At 45.2% G+C, this 18,384-nt stretch carries 13 protein-coding genes; 11 read left to right on the plus strand and 2 right to left on the minus strand.

All coding sequences use genetic code 11. The annotated features are described in order from the left end of the window. Positions 1-293 precede the first annotated feature (293 nt). The 7 genes from AC27FN_RS08635 to AC27FN_RS08665 all read left to right on the plus strand — a co-directional run bounded on the left by AC27FN_RS08635 (position 294) and on the right by AC27FN_RS08665 (position 9,282). Entirely contained in the window at positions 294-1,778 is a 1,485-nt protein-coding gene (locus AC27FN_RS08635; protein ID WP_487167579.1) for a cytochrome ubiquinol oxidase subunit I, read from the plus strand. Then, positions 1,771-2,769, plus strand: a complete 999-nt coding sequence (gene cydB / locus AC27FN_RS08640) for a cytochrome d ubiquinol oxidase subunit II (protein ID WP_487167580.1) — start codon at positions 1,771-1,773, stop codon at positions 2,767-2,769. Before AC27FN_RS08635 ends, cydB begins: the two co-directional genes overlap by 8 nt. A gap of 48 nt (positions 2,770-2,817) precedes the next feature. After that, positions 2,818-4,563 carry a thiol reductant ABC exporter subunit CydD gene (cydD, locus tag AC27FN_RS08645; protein ID WP_487167581.1) on the plus strand — a complete coding sequence of 582 codons (1,746 nt, stop codon included), beginning with the start codon at positions 2,818-2,820 and terminating at the stop codon, positions 4,561-4,563. Beyond that, positions 4,560-6,308: a thiol reductant ABC exporter subunit CydC gene (gene cydC / locus AC27FN_RS08650; RefSeq protein WP_487167582.1), complete on the plus strand. Its 1,749-nt coding sequence runs from the start codon at positions 4,560-4,562 to the stop codon at positions 6,306-6,308. The genes cydD and cydC overlap by 4 nt, the downstream gene beginning before the upstream one ends. Positions 6,309-6,460: 152 nt before the next feature. Beyond that, complete coding sequence (locus AC27FN_RS08655) at positions 6,461-7,618, plus strand: AAA family ATPase (RefSeq protein ID WP_487167583.1); 1,158 nt, start codon at positions 6,461-6,463, stop codon at positions 7,616-7,618. Between the two features lie 9 nt (positions 7,619-7,627). Further along, the gene (locus AC27FN_RS08660; protein WP_487167584.1) at positions 7,628-8,989 is read left to right on the plus strand and encodes a vWA domain-containing protein; all 1,362 of its coding nucleotides are present in this window, start codon (positions 7,628-7,630) and stop codon (positions 8,987-8,989) included. Next, on the plus strand, positions 8,986-9,282 hold the full coding sequence (locus tag AC27FN_RS08665) for a hypothetical protein (RefSeq protein WP_487167585.1): 297 nt from the start codon (positions 8,986-8,988) through the stop codon (positions 9,280-9,282). The genes AC27FN_RS08660 and AC27FN_RS08665 overlap by 4 nt, the downstream gene beginning before the upstream one ends. An 88-nt stretch (positions 9,283-9,370) precedes the next feature. Here the strand turns inward: AC27FN_RS08665 and AC27FN_RS08670 are convergent, their stop codons facing one another. Together AC27FN_RS08670 and AC27FN_RS08675 are read right to left on the minus strand one after the other, a co-directional pair. Then, positions 9,371-11,473 carry a hypothetical protein gene (locus tag AC27FN_RS08670; RefSeq protein ID WP_487167586.1) on the minus strand — a complete coding sequence of 701 codons (2,103 nt, stop codon included), beginning with the start codon at positions 11,471-11,473 and terminating at the stop codon, positions 9,371-9,373. Between the two features lie 160 nt (positions 11,474-11,633). Next, entirely contained in the window at positions 11,634-12,608 is a 975-nt protein-coding gene (locus AC27FN_RS08675) for a polyprenyl synthetase family protein (protein WP_487167587.1), read from the minus strand. A gap of 176 nt (positions 12,609-12,784) precedes the next feature. Between AC27FN_RS08675 and AC27FN_RS08680 the strand changes: the two genes are divergently transcribed. From AC27FN_RS08680 to pcrA, 4 genes are all read left to right on the plus strand, one after another. Next, positions 12,785-13,705 carry a UbiA family prenyltransferase gene (locus AC27FN_RS08680; RefSeq protein ID WP_487167588.1) on the plus strand — a complete coding sequence of 307 codons (921 nt, stop codon included), beginning with the start codon at positions 12,785-12,787 and terminating at the stop codon, positions 13,703-13,705. A gap of 100 nt (positions 13,706-13,805) precedes the next feature. Further along, the gene (locus AC27FN_RS08685) at positions 13,806-14,489 is read left to right on the plus strand and encodes a glycoside hydrolase family 73 protein (RefSeq protein ID WP_487167589.1); all 684 of its coding nucleotides are present in this window, start codon (positions 13,806-13,808) and stop codon (positions 14,487-14,489) included. Between the two features lie 179 nt (positions 14,490-14,668). Further along, positions 14,669-15,865 carry an ATP-grasp domain-containing protein gene (locus AC27FN_RS08690; RefSeq protein ID WP_487167590.1) on the plus strand — a complete coding sequence of 399 codons (1,197 nt, stop codon included), beginning with the start codon at positions 14,669-14,671 and terminating at the stop codon, positions 15,863-15,865. A 200-nt stretch (positions 15,866-16,065) separates the two neighbouring features. Further along, complete coding sequence (gene pcrA / locus AC27FN_RS08695; protein ID WP_487167591.1) at positions 16,066-18,372, plus strand: DNA helicase PcrA; 2,307 nt, start codon at positions 16,066-16,068, stop codon at positions 18,370-18,372. The last annotated feature ends 12 nt before the right edge of the window (positions 18,373-18,384 follow it).

The following is an 18,384-nucleotide window of genomic DNA, read 5'->3' on the forward strand; positions in this document are numbered from 1 at the left end:
TTGTCAAGCAGCATAGAAATTAACCCGGCATTTCATTTAGTTAACAACAATGTGCCAACGCATTTGAAAAAGATTGAACAAATATGGAATATCGTTTGAAAACTCATTTATCACTCGATATAATCAAATCAGAGAGCGGTTACATTTGGGCAAAATTGTCGGCTAACTTGTCTACAATCAAATTGACCACTACATAACTTGCTAGCTAGTAGCTCAAACTCTAGTCCAAGTTTGGTCCGCTAGCTAGCAAAGTCGCGAACTTACTCGCAATTATTCTAAAGGAGCGCTGTACGATGACAATATTCGGCTTGAGCATTCTTTCGTTAGCGCGTTTCCAATTTGCAATGACCACGGTGTTCCACTTCTTCTTCGTTCCGTTTTCGATCGGAATGGCGTTGGTCGTTGCTATCACGGAAACCAACTATGTCATCCAGAAAAAGGAAATCTATAAAAAGATGACCCAATTTTGGGGCAAGATTTTTCTTTTATCCTTTGCTGTCGGGGTTGTGACTGGAATTATTCAAGAATTCCAATTTGGGATGAACTGGTCACAATACTCACGGTTTATGGGGGATATCTTTGGTGCACCATTGGCCATCGAAGCACTGGCGGCTTTCTTCTTGGAGTCAACATTCATTGGACTGTGGATGTTCACTTGGGATCGATTTAAACCAGTGTGGCACTGTTTATTCATTTGGTTAACAGCGCTAGGATCCGCATTATCAGCTGTTTGGATTTTAGCAGCCAATTCGTTCATGCAGGATCCTGTTGGCTATGCATTAAAGACAACCAACGGCAATACTAAGGCAGTGATGGTTAGTTTTGCTGATGTCGTCAAGAATCCCCAGTTGTGGTACGAACTACCGCATGTTTTATTCGGGGCCTTCATCACGGCGGCATTTGTGATCGCCGGTTCTTCAGCTTGGCGCCTACTGAAAGGCAAGGATGTTGAGTTTTGGCGTAAAAGCATTAAGGTTAGTTTGATTGTTGGATTGGTTGCTGCCGTTGGTGTCACAGCCGCAGGGGATCAACAGACCCAATACATCATTAAAAACCAGCCAATGAAATTTGCCGCCACCGAAGGGATTTACAAGACAACGGCGACGCATGCCTCCTGGTCAGTTGTGGAGGGGATGGACACCAAAGGGCATAAGGTTAAGTGGAGTATTGAAATTCCTTATGTCTTAAGTATTTTGTCTTACCACAAGACCAGTGGGGCCGTACAAGGGGCAAACCCAATTAACAAAGAGTTACATCAGAAGTATGACAAGAAATTTGGCAAGGATATGAACTACTTCGTGCCAATGCGAACCTTGTTCTACAGCTTCCGTGTCATGGCGGTCTCGGCCGGTGTCTTTGCGCTAGTCGCTATTTTGGGGCTGTACTTTAACCGCAAGAAGTCGGATCAAATCGTACGTTATCGTTGGTTCTTATACATTTTGGGCTTATGCCTCTGGTTACCCTTTATCGCCAATACGGCGGGCTGGTTCATTACTGAATTAGGCCGTTATCCCTGGGTCGTTTATGGTTTGTTGACGATTGCTGACGCAGTTTCACCTCATGTCACAGCTGGTTCATTACTCTTTAGTAACATTATTTACTTCTTACTGTTTGCTGGCATGGGTGCTGTGATGGTTGTTTTAGGCCATCGGGTACTGGTCGGTGGCCCAGATGCTGACGATTTGGATCCAAGCTATGTTGAGGACGATGAGGACGATGACGATGATAGTCAAAAAGCCGTCGATCCTTATGCAAAGGGGGCCTTCAACCATGAGTAACTTACAACTATTATGGTTCATTTTGATTGGGCTGCTATTTGCCATCTTCTTCTTCCTTGAAGGGTTTGACTTTGGGGTTGGTATGTCGATGCACACGTTAGCACGGACCGATCGAGAACGAAATAATTTAGTGGCGTCAATTGGTCCGCACTGGGATGGTAACGAGGTATATCTGATAACGGCGGGTGGTGCCATGTTTGCATCATTTGGTGCTTGGTATGCCTCCTTGTTCTCAGGCTTTTATGTCATGTTTTTACTTGTTTTAGTTGGTCTGATCATGCGGGGAGTTTCGTTTGAATTTCGTAAGGACATGCGGACTAACTTTTGGAAACGATTCTGGGAGTGGTCATTGACGATCTCTTCATTGGCAGTTCCGTTTCTACTGGGCATGATTTTTACAGACATGGTCAAAGGAATGCCAATTAACGCGCAAGGTGACATTATTGGACACTTCACCGACTACGTGAACTGGTTCTCTATCGTCGGTGGGGTTGCCGTTGCCTTATTGAGTTACTTACATGGGCTAAACTTTGTGCGGTTAAAAGTTGCGGGAGCATTGCGTGATCGGGCCCGGACTTATGGTAAAGTCCTTTATCCAGTCCTTTTTGCCGGTGAAGTCGTATTCGCAATTTTGGTGTACGTCTACACAGACTTTTTTACCAAGAAACCGGTTTTGACGACAGCCATTTTAGCGATTATCGTTCTACTAAGCTTGATTGCTTATATTGGAACATTGCGTGATTGGGAAGTAACTTCCTTTATCGCTGGTGGGTTGACGTTGCCAGCAGTTGTGACATTATTGTTTGTCGGCATTTTCCCACGGGTCATGGTGGCCAACAATGGTGTTAATAGTATTTTGATTAAAAATGCGTCTAGCTCCGCTTATACGTTGAACTTAATGACTTGGGTCGCGTTTGGAATTTTGCCATTTGTGCTGGCTTACCAAATTTGGAGTTATTGGGTCTTTTACAAACGGATTAAAGCAAGTTAGTCACTCATTGTGATGTTACTGCCAGGAAATTAAGGAGATCGAGAATTAATGATTGATCGACGTGTATTTCGCTTACCTGGCATTACCAAGATTTTACTAATGCTTGCAGGGCTGGTGGTCCTGCAAGCATTTAGTATTTTATTCCAAGGGCGATTTTTGTCGCGAACGTTAACTAATTTATGGAATCGGCAACCAGAGTCGACTATTTTGGTGCCCGTTCTATTATTTGCCGGTGCGTTCGCCTTACGTCAAGTATTGGTAATGCTCAAAAATCGAGTTATGCAGCCATGGGTTGACCGAACCGTGTTTAACTTACGGCAACAATTGCTGCAGAAGCTTGTCAATATTGGCCCAGCCGTTGTTGCTAAGCAGGGAACAGGCAATGTTGTCACGATGGCTTTAGAAGGCATGAATCAAGTGACGACGTACTTGATGTTAGTCGTCATCAAAATATTTGATATGATGATTATCCCCACAGTACTGATTGTTTATATGTTCTTCTTACGATGGCCAGAGGCATTATTTTTACTGTGTATTTTTCCCGTCATTATTCTGTTTATGATCATTTTGGGCTATGCGGCCCGCGATAAAGCCAATCGCGAATATGCTAGCTATACTCAGTTGTCGAACAATTTCGTTGATGCTTTACGAGGCTTACCAACGCTCAAGCAGTTGGGCTTAAGCCAAAAGTATGCCAACAACATCTATGCGGTGTCCGAAGATCATCGCAAGAAAACCATGGGCACCTTGACCATTGCAATCTTATCGACCTTTGCATTAGACTTTTTCACAACACTGTCGATTGCCGTGGTGGCGGTCTTCCTTGGTCTGAGTCTTGTTGCCGGACGCATCGCATTATTTCCAGCGTTGACCTTATTAATTTTGGCACCGGAATACTTTTTGCCAATCCGTAATTTTGCTAATGATTATCATGCCACTCTGAATGGTAAAAATGCGCTAACGGCGGTTTTAGAAATTTTAGCGCAGCCGGAGCCAACCGATCGGGATGTATTACCGATGCAACAACCTAGCTGGACGGAAGATAGCTCGTTGTCGTTAGCTCATATCAACTTTAGTTACGATGCCGAGCAAGTTCAGAAGTCGCTAAAAGATGTCTCGTTAACTGCTCGAGGGTTTGAAAAAATTGGCATTATCGGACCTTCTGGCTCGGGGAAATCAACCTTAATTAACCTTCTCGGTGGTTTCTTGTTACCAGATCAGTCAGATGATCAAAAGATATCGGTTAATGGAACCACGGTGCCACATTTAAGCCAAACTAACTGGCAGTCGCGTTTTCTTTATATCCCGCAGGCGCCATATCTGTTTCATGCGAGTTTAGCTGATAACATTAAATTTTATACGCCATCTGCGAGTCCAGCGGATGTAGAACGAGCTGTCGCTCAGGCCGGACTAACAGATTGGGTGGCAACATTACCGGCAGGTCTAAAAACACCGATTGGTGAGGGAGCACGGGGAGTCTCAGGTGGGCAGGCCCAACGAATTGCATTAGCACGGGCTTTCCTAGATCGAGATCGACGAATTTTACTCTTTGACGAACCAACCGCTCATTTAGATATTGAAACAGAGGTTGAACTGAAAGAAGCGATCAAACCGGTGTTTAAAAATCACTTAGTGTTCTTTGCGACGCATCGCTTACATTGGTTAAATGAGATGGATTATCTCTTGGTGATTGAACATGGGCAGATTGTTGAACAGGGAACGCCAGCTCAGTTAGCGGCTAAAGATGGCGCTTATACAGCGTTACGGCGAGAAATGGGAGGTGACGAATTATGAAGGGCTTTTTTGACACATTTCGTCATGACTCCTGGGTCATGCCTTACCTGCGAAAATATCGTACCCTGTTAGCGACGGTGTTGGTACTAGGGATTTTAACGACAATTACCGGATCAGCCTTAATGTTTACCTCCGGTTATTTAATTAGCCGAGCTGCACAGCATCCCTTTAATATTATGTTGATTTACGCGACGACCGTGTTGGTGCGCGCTTTCGGGATTGCGCGGCCCTCTTTAAAATATGCAGAGCGTTTAACCAGTCATAACTGGGTACTGCGAATTGTCTCAGATTTTCGTAAAAAGCTTTATCAATCTGTGGAACGGGATGCTGTTGCGATTCGTCAACGACATCAAACCGGGGATATTCTTGGGCTACTAGCTGAAGATATCAACCACATTGAAAATTTGTATTTGCGTACTGTCTTTCCACTTATCGTAGGCTGGGGTTTATATCTTTTTGTCATCATTGCATTAGGCACCTTTAACTGGTCATTTGCCGGGTTAATGTTTTTACTACTTGGTGTAATCGTTATTATTATGCCGTTAGCTTCGGTCGCATTGAACGGTGCTCGTGAGTTCAAGCAAAAGCAAGTTCAGCAACAGTTGTATACTGCAATGACGGATGCTGTCTTGGGGGTTGGCGATTGGATGATTTCCGGGCGGCAAACTGATTTTATGGACCGCCAGTTAACGCCCATTAAAGCAATGGGAAAGTTGCAAGATACAGACGATAAATTCCAGTGGTGGCGTGACTTAGTTGTACAACTTGTCATCGGCGTCATTGCGATTTGCATGATTTACTGGGCCGGCCATTATTTTAATACGACCCATCTTGCCATTAATTGGATCGCGGCCTTTGTTCTAGCGATTTTCCCAGCTACGGACGCATTCGCCTCATTACCCCAAGGTGTGTCAGAATGGCCGGTCTATCAAGATTCGATTAAACGCGTCAATCAACTAGATCAAACCGCACCAAAAACAGTTCCCCAACAGCAGCTGGCGGTGGCAGATTTTGAAACGCTTGAACTAAAAGAGATTTCGTTTCAATATGAGTCGGCTAGCCAGCCCGTGTTAGATCATCTCAACTGGACCATTGCTCGCGGTGACAAAGTCGCGTTGCTTGGACCTTCGGGGACAGGAAAGTCGACATTACTTAAATTGATTTTAGGGGATGAGACCCCCACTAACGGAACCGTTAGCGTTAATGGAATTCCAATTGCATCGCTACAAGAACAACGTGGTCAATTATTTGGGGTGTTAGATCAACAGCCGTACTTGTTTAATACAACGATTCTTAATAATGTGCGCTTAGGAAATCTAAACGCGACGGATGAACAAGTACGTGCGGCCTTAAAGGCGGTCGAATTAGACGGCTTAGTGGCCAGTCTTCCCGATGGCGAAAATACCGTCGTGGATGAAGCTGGCGCACGGTTTTCAGGTGGTGAACGACAGCGCTTCGCATTGGCGCGAATTTTGTTGCAGGATGCGCCAATCATTATTTTAGATGAACCGACTGTTAGTCTTGATCCAATTACTGAACACGAGTTGTTGAATACGGTCTTTGATCTATTATCAGATAAAACAATTATTTGGGTAACCCATCACTTGGAGGGGATTACGCACGTTAAATCTGTCCGCTTTATGGAGGATGGTCGGTTTGAACTGGCAGGTGATCCACATGAGTTATATCAAACAAGTGCACGATTCCGGCGCCTTTATAATTTAGATAAAGGCCGGACCGATTGAGCAATTTGGCTCGTTAATGATCATTGAACCGCTAGAAATTAGTATTCATGCTAATTCTAGCGGTTTTGTTGTCAGTGGCGTTTAGTTAGGTGCTTTAAGCCGAGAACGACTATAATGAGATCACCAATAAAATGAACGAGGAGGAGTTGACGTTGGCGTTATCTTATCAGACATTAAAAAAAGTCATTCCCGCGATTCTCGATGCTGGCAATGTTCCTAATATTGTGGGTGAAGCTGGTATCGGTAAATCAGCGTTAGTCGCTGACGTGGCAGCCTCGATGGGCGCTAAATTATTCACAACGGTGGTTAGTTTGTCTGAAAAAGGGGATCTTGTGATTCCAGTACCGCCATTAACCGAAGCTAGTTTTGTTCAGACGACGGCATATGGCAGGTTGGCAGATGTGCAATATGGTTATGCACATACGCTCATTGAATTAATTCAGTATGCCCAAGCACATCCGCAACAACCGATTATTTGGTTTCTTGATGAATTCAATCGTGGTTCACAGGCGGTTCAAAGTGAACTAATGAATCTTGTGTTGCAACGCCAAATCAACACGCTCGCCTTACCCAAACAAGTGAAATTGATTTTAGCAGCTAATCCAGATCCAACTATGAATGGTTTCAATGATCGTTTCTATGGGGTAACTACCGGCGATGATGCAATTAAAGACCGCACGACGCGGCTGGTCATGCAAGTGGAACTCGACGATTGGTTGCAGTGGGCAAAGCAAATAAATGATCAGGGACAAGCTAACATTGATCAGCGTGTCCAAAATTATTTACGTGAACATCCTGACGATTTACGTCCGTTACATCCTGACGCTGATTTGTATCCGACGCCTCGGGCCTGGACGCGAGTTGCTAATAACTTGCGAGCGCTAGCCAAACTATCCGAACCGGTGCAAGCAGCCGTCCTGTTTGAGGTCATTTTAGGTGATCTCGGGGAGACGGTTGGGTCACGTTTTCACGCTTGGTTGAATCAAACATTAACCGTTCCTGAACTTTATGCAGAGCTGGCTGCTCCTTTATCAGCTGACCTGCAAAATCGTTTCACCAAACTATCAGTTGCACAGCAACAAGCGTTGCTAGTTAGCGCGGGGATAAATGAGGACTTTCCGCTAACCGAATCCGCGAATGCGACGCGTTTTCAAACGTTGATTCAATTGCTGCCCATTGATGGCCAAGTTGCCGTGTCGACCACCCTCAGTCAGCGACCAAAATGGTTGGCGACGTTACAGGCGTCTGATCAAGCAACCAGTCGCCAATTATTACAATTAGTGTTACGGCGATTAAATGGGGGAGCTTAAAGACGTTCAATGGCGAATTTAGATCAGCAATTGCATCATTTACAACAGAATTTTGAGGGGACTGGCGGTAGTGAAGCATTTGTCAGTGATTTGTTAACGGCCTTCCTGCGCCAGCAGCCATTTTATGGGCATCTACTTGTTCAATTGCCACGTCGCTATGAACATACGGCGCGTACATTATTTGCTTTAGGCTGGCAAGGCACGCAGCTGGGATTACTGATTAACGATCGATACTGGTCGACGGTCGTTAATATTGACGAAATTCAAGCGATGTTAGTGCACCTTAGTTTGCATCTCTTGTGGGAACATCCACTGCGTTACGCGTTTGATACTGATGTTGATACAGTGGCAATCGCGACCGATGTGGCGGTCAACCAAGTGATGGATCCTCCTTTACCGCAAACATGGACGTTAGCCGCATTGAACCAGCGGTTGGATCGCCACTTACCAGCAAATGCAGATTCGCAACTTTACCTAAAGGCCTTACGGGAAAGTGGCGCCCAATCGGCAGTTCTTGATAGTTCAACTGATTTCAAGCAAATCAAGCTTAATGATGCTAGTTCTCAGCCGACTGCGGTGCAACATCATCAAAACGACCGCCAGCGTGTAGATCAAATTAAGTCAGCAATGCGGCAGCTGGTTGACGATCCAAGTACTTGGCAGACGTTATCGCGCCGTGATACTCAATCAGCTAACGAGCAAATTCACAGTTTATTTCAGCAAGCCCTTGAACAAACAACGTCCGTGCAGCGCGGCCGACTACCAAGTACCGTCACCGCACAAATTTCCCGGTTAAGGCAACGATGGCGAAATCAGCCGTGGCAATCTCGGTTGGCCCAATTTATCGGTTCAACGCCGCAGGGGCAGCAAACTAGTCATGCGCGCTTTAATCGGCGACAACCTTACCGAATGGAATTACCAGGACAGTTGCAACGGCGAGTAGCTGAGCTGGTCATTGCAATTGATGAGTCAGCCTCCATTGATTCGGACACGTTGGCAACTTTTTTAACGACGGTTCAAGCGATTATGCGAAGCACACCAGCGCCGATTATGGTTTTATTTTTCGACGCGAAAGTGCAACGTTCGGTGACATTAGCCGCTGGCCAAACGAAATTACCGATGACCTTTTTGCGGCGTCAAGTCGGTGGTGGCACGCGTTTTCAAGCGATATTTGATTATTTAACAAGTCAGGCAAAGCTGGGGATGCCGCCGATCGTATTAGTTTTAACAGACGGTCAGGGAGAATCGGTGATCACAGCGGGCGGTTTTACACGAGTCTTGTGGCTAGTCACAGCTGGACATGAGCTGAGTGTGCAATCACCACCTGGTTGGGTGTTTCCATTAACACAAGGTGGAGGTGAAGTTAAGTGATTCAGCTTTCGGAAGAACAGTGGGCGGCCATCGCGAATCGCGAGCCTAGTTATCTTCGTGCCCGAGCAGTACTGGATAATGATTGGCAAGCCGTTGTCTTGGATAATCCGTTGTTTGTTAGTTACATCACGGTGGCGGATTTACAGTTTGCCAGTCAATTAGTTGACGCCGCAGTCGTGAAACGGCCAATGAATCAGTTGACAAATTTTGCCCAGCGACAAGTATCTCGGCGACGATTGGCGCCCTTTTTGTCACCGGAGGCAATGTCTTGGCTTAATCGAGAAGATGGGTAACTAAACAGCGTGACATCGGTCAAGTCGACTGATGTCACGCTGTTTAGTTAGGTCTATTTAATTGCCAAAATTTCGTTTTGCTAATTAATTAATCAAGTTGCGGTTCTTGCCAATTGGGATCTGGCCAATATTCCAATCCTAATGCGCTAATGATCGCTAGGATCGCGAAACTAATAAACAATAATTGATATTGTTTGTTTGTAATAATGGGTGTACTAAACACGTTCAAGACTCGATAACGCAAGTAGTGAGCTGGATGCCCGTTGATCGACCGCTCAGCCAGTGGTAGATAGGGACTGGCTGTCGTCGGCAAACTGAGTGAATGAGCCGTATAATTGGTGATTTTTAACGTATAATGTCCAGGATCTTGGAGTGTGTTGGCCAATCCTGCATTGATATCGTCGGCCGACCATTGATAGAGTGTGTGACCATTCAACTGCAGGCCAACCGATAGTTTATCAGCTTGATTAGCGACTTCTGGTAGCATCAATTGGCTGAATGGCCGATTGGCAACAATGGGTTGAATAAGCGAATGATGTGGTTTGATGGTTAATAAATCTCGTTGGGCGTAATTGGAAACAAGTTGCGAGCTAACCACTTGGGTTTGTGTCACAGCGGTCTCAACGAGCGGCTGACGATTATGATGGTCTGAATACCCTAGGCCAATTGCAAAGATCAGTAAGACAACGATGCCGGTCCATGTACGGCCGCGCTCACCATAGGCTGGATGAGCAAAGAACTGCCGTAACAGATCGCTGATGTCATGCAAGCCAGTGGCTGCCATCATGAAGAGTAGTGGTAATGTCACGTACGCAAAGTGCGGATCAACGGTCCAGAAGATCGTATGCATGCTGTAAATGCCGAGCACAATTAACTCATAAAACAAGACTTGGTTGCGCCTTGGTGCGAGCATTTCAAATACTGAGCCAATCAAGAGGGCTCCAAGTACCGTAATGTAAATGACCTGAGTGAGATTAATAGCTAAGAATTGGAGCTTGTTTTTGTGGACTTGATAGAATGTGGGTTGTTTGAAAAATTGATCGGGTGATTGGAACATGGTTAAACTCCCAGTCGACCACATATTCATCGTCTTTTGATAACCTTGCTTAATCACGCCCCAAACACCTAACTGGATTAGGCGCTCGTGAGCTAATCGTTGCGTTGCTCGGTGGTTGGCCTGGGGTGAATTTCCACTCATTTGTTTAGCGTCAGTTTCAGTGAATTGTCCACCGCTATCCGCGTTTAATCCCATAACTGCCCAACTTGCGGTCGGAAGCTTTTTACTTTGGTTGAGGTGATAGCCGTAGTTAGTTTGCACGACATGACTGACGCCAACACCAGCAAACCAGATCACTAAGAAGACGGCAAACCCGGCCAGCCCGCGAATTACGGAAGTGCGATTAATCCTAGCAGCCAGGCACCAGTATAGAAAGATGGCAATTGGAACAATTAACAGATTTGGCTTGATTAGATAGCCTAACGTAAAGATTAATGCCATCCAACCAGCATAGGTCATCTTACCGATGGGGTCATGACGAGCAAAATAACGATTGAGTAAGACAATCATCATCAGCGGGATCACAACGGCCAAGCTGTCGACATAAAAAGTTAGTGCGAACCAATAAAATGGTGCAAAGCAAGCAGCAAGTAAGGCAAACATCGCCGCCGAACTGGTGGCAACGTAACGTTTGATCAAGCGCCAGCTCATGATCAAGGTAAAATCAATGAGGATGAAGTTGACGATGTTGAGGAGATAACCAACCGCCAACGTTGATTTGACATGAAATAATTGAATTAACCAAGCTAAAGCAATGGTTAAGTTGACATTGTGCGGATACCAAGTGAAGTAATTAAACCAATGATGGGAGCCATTAGCTAGGTTCATGGCCTGCAATCGAATTAAGGCGGGATCACTAGACCCGATGCCGACAAAGCTAAATGCCATATATCCTTGAATAGCAATCGCAATGACTAAAATTACGAGACTGATCCAATTGGACCATCGATCGGATAGTCGCCCGAGCCACAGGTTAATCACAACCATGAAGACGCCGACGGTTAAGGACATAAAAAACAAACTGGAGGGTAGTAGCCACAACGCGCCGCTAACGTCACCAGTTTGGCGAGCAAGTGCGGTGAAGAAAATAATGCCAAAAATAATTGCGGTGATTGCTGCTACCGCTCGACGCAATGCAAGTTGAATGACAAGCCCCTCCTTTAAAAAAGCGAGTTTAAGCGTTTTTTCGTTAAACTCGTTCTGATGTCGGTATTAAGTTCATTTTACTCATCCTTAGTAGCGAATGCTACCGCTTACGACACGAAAAGAAAATTAGTCGTTGGCTTGCTTTACGTTACGATTGACGCGTTAACAGTGCGGTTAATAAGTCGTGTAATTGATCGCTAATGGGCGCCGGCAATGATTGACTGAGTGTCAGAGCTTGAGTCGTATAAGTTTGAACCTGTTGTTCAGCTTCTTTGGGCCCATCTAGCGCAATAATTTTATTGTTAATTGTGAGAACGTCCTGATCAGTTAAATCAGCTGGGTGAGCAAGGGCCGTTTCAAACCAATCCGGTGCCTTACGACAAGCAAGTAATAATGGCAGTGTGTAAACCCCTTGTCGCAGATCATGGCGGACGGGCTTTGAGGCCACCGTTGGGTCGGCGATGACATCTAAAATATCATCGCGAATCTGATAAGCCATTCCTAGGGACAGCCCGATTGATTCAGCAGTTGTTTGGACTACTTTATCGCCGTGACTTAAGGCAACACCCATACCAGCAGCGAAGGAGAATAACCGGGCAGTTTTGCCTTCAATTTCATTCAAATAAGCCGTGATGGTGGCGTCGGTATGAAAATTCAGAGCCAATTGATCTAGCTCACCGACTAAAATTGTCCGCATAATGTCATTGGCGGTTTGGATTTGCTCGCGGGTTTCTGCCGCTTTTAAAATTTCTGTAAAATAGCTGGTAAATAGAAAGTCTCCGGCGTAAATGGCCGTTCGGTTTCCAGTGACAATTTGTAGCGCTGGCTGGCCGTGACGTTGGTCGGCATTATCGAGAACATCATCGTGAATCAAGGTTGCTGTATGTAATAATTCAATGGCAGCAGCAGCCGAACGCAATCGCTTAGGATCGGCCTGCTGACCTAGCTGGGCGAACATATAGAAGAAGCCAGGGCGCAGCAACTTGCCGCCAGAGCTAATCAGGGTTTTCATTCGGCTATCAATCATCGGGTTGCCAGACTTGATTAAGGTTGGCAAATAAGCGACCAGATCTTGAAGCTGCGCGTTAATTGTTGGAAATCGTTGCCAAAGGGACGAAGTCATATGTAATTGGTCCTCTTCTTTCTCAATTGGGTCACGAGAAAAGCGCCGTGACACCAGTAGTTATCTGTTTTATGCTACAAGAAGTGAATTAAGCTTGTCAATGTAAGCCGCTCGGCGAATTGATCAAGGAACTTACGCGGTAAAAGTAAAATCTTCAGAGAGTTGGTCATCTACATATGAAACCAAAAGTTTTTTTAGAATTTGTCGAAATTCAATCCATGGTCGCCAGCATATTGCCATTTATTATAGGGCTGTTGTATGTCTGGTACAACGCGCATACGTTTCATTTGGGCGTTAGTTTGCTACTTTTTGTGGTGATTGAGCTCATGCATATGGCGGTCAATGCCAATGACAATACGCAGGATTTTATTCACGCGAAAGATGAGCAAACATTTAAAAAAGTCACCAATGTTGTCGGTCACTATCAAATTTCACTCCGCTTAGCTGTCGAAATCATCCTTGGGTTAAGCGGTCTAGCTGCTATTTTAGGGTTAGTGATCACAAAGTTAACCTGGGGGCCGTCCAGTGGCTGGTTTTTGACTTTAGGAATCGTTGGCTATGTCGTTGGTTATTTTTATGCTGGCGGACCGTTACCGATTTCGCACACGCCGTTTGGTGAAGCTTTTTCCGGATTGACCATGGGGTATTTAATCATGTTGGCGACAGTTTATGTTAATCTTCCCCCACAGCTTGCGCTGACATGGGCAATGGCCGGTCATGTCTTTTTGGCTTCGGGATTAGCGGTTTTTGCAATTAGCAATATTATGTTGGCTAATAATTTGTGTGATGTGGAAGAAGACCGACTTAATGGGCGAAAGACAATCGTTGTCTTGTTGGGACAACGATGCATGTTGATCATCTGGTGGCTTAGCTACGGCCTCGGCTACCTCATGCTCGTGGCCAGTGTCGTAGTTGGATTATTGCCGAAGCTAACGCTCTTAGCCTTACTTTCGTTTCCGTTAGTTTGGCGGAATAATTTGCGTTTTAGTGCAGTTATGATCAAGTCTAAAAGTTTTGTCTATGCTATTAAAAATTCCGTCATTTTGACCGTTTCTTTTGCATTAGCGATGGGTATTGGTATTTTATTCAATGTGTAAATGGTAAAAGTTAATTTTTTGTTGGATGCTGGTTTGGTCGCCACCGCTCTTTCTACGAATGTGGTTAAATAAAAGCAACTATCATGAAGGGTTGAATTCAGTGGCCAAAAAAAAGCGACAATTTAAATTAAAACGGACGTGGAAGCGTTGGCGGCGGCAATTGAAACGTTTTTTCCTTTATCGTGGGCATCTGCGCTGGTTCAATACAGGATTGGTTCTTTTTGGAACTGTCATCATCGTCTTGACCGTGACCGGAGTGGGTCAAAAAATTTTGACACCCCCGACGAAGCCAACGCCACAGCAAACCACGGCGCAGGCCCGTCGCACCTTTATTCGGCGGGTTGCACCGTACGCACAGTCTTTGCAGCAACGGACGAAAGTGCTGGCCAGTCTGCAAATTGCGCAAGCAATTCTAGAGTCTGATTGGGGCACATCCACGTTATCAAAAACGTATCACAATTATTTTGGCGTAAAGGCCGGTAGCAACGAACCAGGCGTCGTCTTGAGCACGCAAGAATTTGTCGATGACCATTATGAAACGGTTAATGCACGGTTCCGAACTTATCCCAATTGGCAGGCATCTTTTACGGCTCATGCACAGTTATTTGTTAATGGCGTGGATTGGAATCCAAATAAGTATGCAGACGTTTTAGCCGCGACTAATTATCATGATGGCGCGATTGCGCTGCAAAAGGATGGGTATGCAACAGATCCTGCTTATACCGCGAAAATCATCGCCATTATTGAAAAATATCGACTAGACCGTTATGACCAACCGACATAAATGGCTTCGGCTTCAAACGTGGACCTAGTTGCTAGGTAATAATCGACAAGAGGACCGATCAGAAACGGTCGGATCAGACAAGGGCACCCCGGCTGAGCGCATCCGAATTTTAAGCGGGTAACTTGTCAATTGCTTACATATCACCTACACTAAGTGCGAAAAACAGGAGGAGATACATTTTGGCAGAGCAAGCGCTTTATCCAGGACATACGTTAGGGATCATTGGCAACAGTTCAAATGGACCGCTGTTGGTCAACGCTGCACGTCGCGTTGGGCTAAACGTGGCAACATTTACATCTGAATCTAACAGCGAAATTGCAAGTTTAGCCGATGCCGTTTTTATTGGCGCTTTTTCAGATCGGCAACGCTTGCAGGCGTTTGCCGAAAACTGTGACGTCGTGACCTATGAATCAGAGCATGTTCCTGCCAGCGTCATTGAATTTATCAGTCAGTTTACCCGCGTGCCACAAGGGGCAGAAACATTGACGATGATGCAAGATCGTTCTTTGGAACGCGCCTTTTTTGAAAGTTTAAACATCAACATCCCGCCGTATGCAACGGTGGTTGAGTTAGATGATATTTATGCTTCAGCTGCGGCTATCGGCTATCCAGCTGTTTTAAAGCCACTTCAAAAGGGGATCGAGACCGAGCAACAATTGACCTTGCGCTCACAAGCTGATGCACCTTTGGCTGCGGATATGTTACAGCAAGGACCGCATATTTTAGAAGCTACGATTCCCAAGGCCCAAGAAATTTCGGTTCTTGTTGCCAAAGGGTATCCGCAAGTTAATCAACTAGATGATCAAATCCAAGTGTTTCCAATCATTGAAACTAATTATCAACAAGGGCGGCTGTTACGTGCACTGGCGCCAGCACGTTTGTCAGCTGATGTTACTGCGGAGATCAAACGTATGACGGTCAATATTGCGACGCATCTTCATTATTACGGAGTATTTCAACTGAGCTTTTTGCTGACTGAGACTGGCAATCTATTCTTGCGGGATTTAGTGCCCGCCATGGATCGATCAGGGTTAGTTTTTGATAAAGGGGCCACCCAAACCATGTTTGAAGTTCATTTACATGCAGTAGCTGGTTTACCATTGGCAGCCCCAACTCAATACGCGGCCACTGTGCTGGCTTCCTTTGACGATGATCAACTTGAAGCCATTCGTACGCAATGGCTGCTGAAAGCAACTTGGGAATTTGTTTTTTATCATAAAAGTGGACGACAAATTTCACCAGCGGCGGGGCACGTGTTAATTCAAGCGCCGACCGTGCAAGATGCATTGAATCAATTGTCAGCAACGACAATTTGGGATCCGGCGCGGCCAGTTCCGCCAACACCGAGTCGAATTGAACGAAACCAGTCGTTGTAAAAGGGTGCATAACAGACAAAACGTTCCAACTTTTTAGAGTGCGGAGCGTTTTAATTTTGGCAAAAATCAATGGTCTCGGTGTTAAGTTTGCTGAACATGGACCGATAAAATGGTGAAACGTATGTTCGCAATGATGGTTTGCTTGGCGTGAATTTGGTATACTTGACCTACTGATTTTCAATGAGAGGGAGACAAAATTCGTGAGTGCAAGCACATTATTAGCAGGTTTAAATGACAAACAAAAAGAAGCGGTGCAAACGACGGCAGGACCGTTATTAATTATGGCAGGTGCTGGATCAGGAAAGACGCGAGTATTAACGCATCGAGTTGCTTATCTGATCGAAGAAAAAAATGTGATGCCTTGGCGAATTTTAGCGATCACATTCACGAATAAAGCAGCGCGAGAAATGCGTGAACGAGTCGGGCAGTTGCTTGGTGAGAGTGGAGAAGCTGTGTGGGTGTCAACCTTCCATGCGCTTTGTGTGCGAATTTTGCGGCGCGATATTGATCGTTTAGGCTATAACAAGGCATTTACGATCACTGATACAGGTGAACAGCGAACCTTGGTTAAACGTATTTTACGTGAGCAAAATATTGATCCTAAGCAGTATGATCCGCGGTCGTTACTAGCGGCGATTTCCAATGCTAAAAACGAATTACAAACTGCTGCGGATTACGCGCAGGTAGCGAACACTCCATTCGAAAAAATTACGGCAACCGTTTATGATAATTACCAACGTGAATTAAAAGCTAATCAAGCGCTAGATTTCGATGATTTAATCATGTTAACCATTGAATTGTTTGAAAAAGCACCGGATGTTTTAACCTTTTATCAAGAGCGGTTTGAGTATATTCATGTGGATGAATATCAGGATACTAACGATGCGCAATATAAACTAGTTAGCCAATTAGCTGGTAAATACAAAAACCTATGTGTCGTCGGTGACGCCGATCAGAGTATTTATGGCTGGCGTGGTGCCAACATGAATAATATCTTGGATTTTGAAAAAGATTATCCGCAGGCCCATACGGTAATGCTCGAACAAAATTATCGTTCCACCCAGACCATCCTAAATGCGGCCAACAATGTGATCGAAAACAATGTGTTACGGCGAAAAAAAGCCTTATGGACAGATAACGGTGACGGCGAAAAAATCGCCTATTACCGTGCTCAAAGTGAACGTGATGAGGCCCATTACGTTATTAGCAAAATTGAACAACAGATGCGTGATCACCACCGAAATTATGGTGATTTTGCGATTTTGTATCGGACAAATGCTCAATCGAGAACGATTGAAGACGCGTTAGTCAAAAGTAATATTCCATACAATATGGTTGGTGGACACAAGTTCTACGATCGTAAGGAAATTCGTGATATTTTAGCTTATTTAACCCTTGTCGTGAATCCAGATGATAACTTAAGCTTTGAACGAATTATTAACGAACCTAAACGCGGCTTAGGTAGTGGTTCCGTTGAAAAATTACGAGCTTTCGCTAATGAAAACTCGTGGTCGTTGCTGGCGGCCGCGCAAAATGTCACCATTGCCAACGGAATTCCGGCGCGAGCACGCAATGCGTTTGAAGAATTTGGCCGATTAATGGCCGATTTTGCTAAAATGCGTGAATTTGTTAGTGTTACGGATTTGACTGAGCAGCTTTTGGATAAAACCGGCTACTTGCCGGCGTTAAAGGCGACCCATTCGTTAGAAGATGACACACGTGTTGAGAACTTAGAAGAGTTCTTGTCCGTGACTAAGCAGTTTGATGACAACTATGAACCGAGCACGGCGCTACCGACCGACGTGGAAGCGGCCAGTGAACCGATTCCGGAAGGCAGTGGCGATAAGTTCGTTGATTTTCTGGCTGATCTGGCGTTAGTTTCCGATTTGGATGATGTCGATGATGATAACGGTGCAGTGACTTTGATGACTTTACATGCTGCCAAGGGACTTGAATTTCCGGTCGTCTTCCTAATGGGGCTTGAAGAAGGTATTTTTCCACTCTCACGCGCCATTATGGAAAATGATGAGCTTGAAGAGGAACGACGATTGGCTTACGTGGGGATTACCCGTGCTAAGGAAAAATTGTATCTAACAAATGCATTTTCTAGGTTGTTGTACGGACGGCCGCAAACTAATCCCGCTTCGCGTTTTATCGATGAAATTAATCCAGAATTATTAGCCAGTGAGAACCAAAGTGCCGGTAGTTTGACATCAAGCCGATTGCAGACACCATTTGATCGCCGGACAGAAGGTGGTGTTTCAACGACTTATCGGCGGCAACCAGTCGGTACGAAAGCCACCAAAGTTGATCGTACTCAGGGTACGGGAGCTGATAAAGTAAGCTGGGCGGCTGGTGACAAAGTAACCCATAAAAAATGGGGCGAAGGCACGGTCGTTAAGGTCAGTGGTGAGGGCGAGGGTGCCGAGTTAGACATCGCTTTTCCTCAAGAAGGGGTTAAGCGGCTGTTAGCTGCATTTGCGCCGATTACAAGAGTAACGAAATAAGTTAGACAAAGG

The organism is Furfurilactobacillus sp. W61-4 (genome assembly GCF_057545565.1).

What these genes read in the sequence shown, in the direction of transcription:
- AC27FN_RS08635 (WP_487167579.1), top strand. Translation starts at nt 294, where the DNA reads ATGACAATATTCGGCTTGAGCATTCTTTCGTTAGCGCGTTTCCAATTT.
- cydB (WP_487167580.1), top strand. Translation starts at nt 1,771, where the DNA reads ATGAGTAACTTACAACTATTATGGTTCATTTTGATTGGGCTGCTATTT.
- cydD (WP_487167581.1), top strand. Translation starts at nt 2,818, where the DNA reads ATGATTGATCGACGTGTATTTCGCTTACCTGGCATTACCAAGATTTTA.
- cydC (WP_487167582.1), top strand. Translation starts at nt 4,560, where the DNA reads ATGAAGGGCTTTTTTGACACATTTCGTCATGACTCCTGGGTCATGCCT.
- AC27FN_RS08660 (WP_487167584.1), top strand. Translation starts at nt 7,628, where the DNA reads ATGGCGAATTTAGATCAGCAATTGCATCATTTACAACAGAATTTTGAG.
- AC27FN_RS08675 (WP_487167587.1), bottom strand. Translation starts at nt 12,608, where the DNA reads ATGACTTCGTCCCTTTGGCAACGATTTCCAACAATTAACGCGCAGCTT.
- AC27FN_RS08680 (WP_487167588.1), top strand. Translation starts at nt 12,785, where the DNA reads ATGAAACCAAAAGTTTTTTTAGAATTTGTCGAAATTCAATCCATGGTC.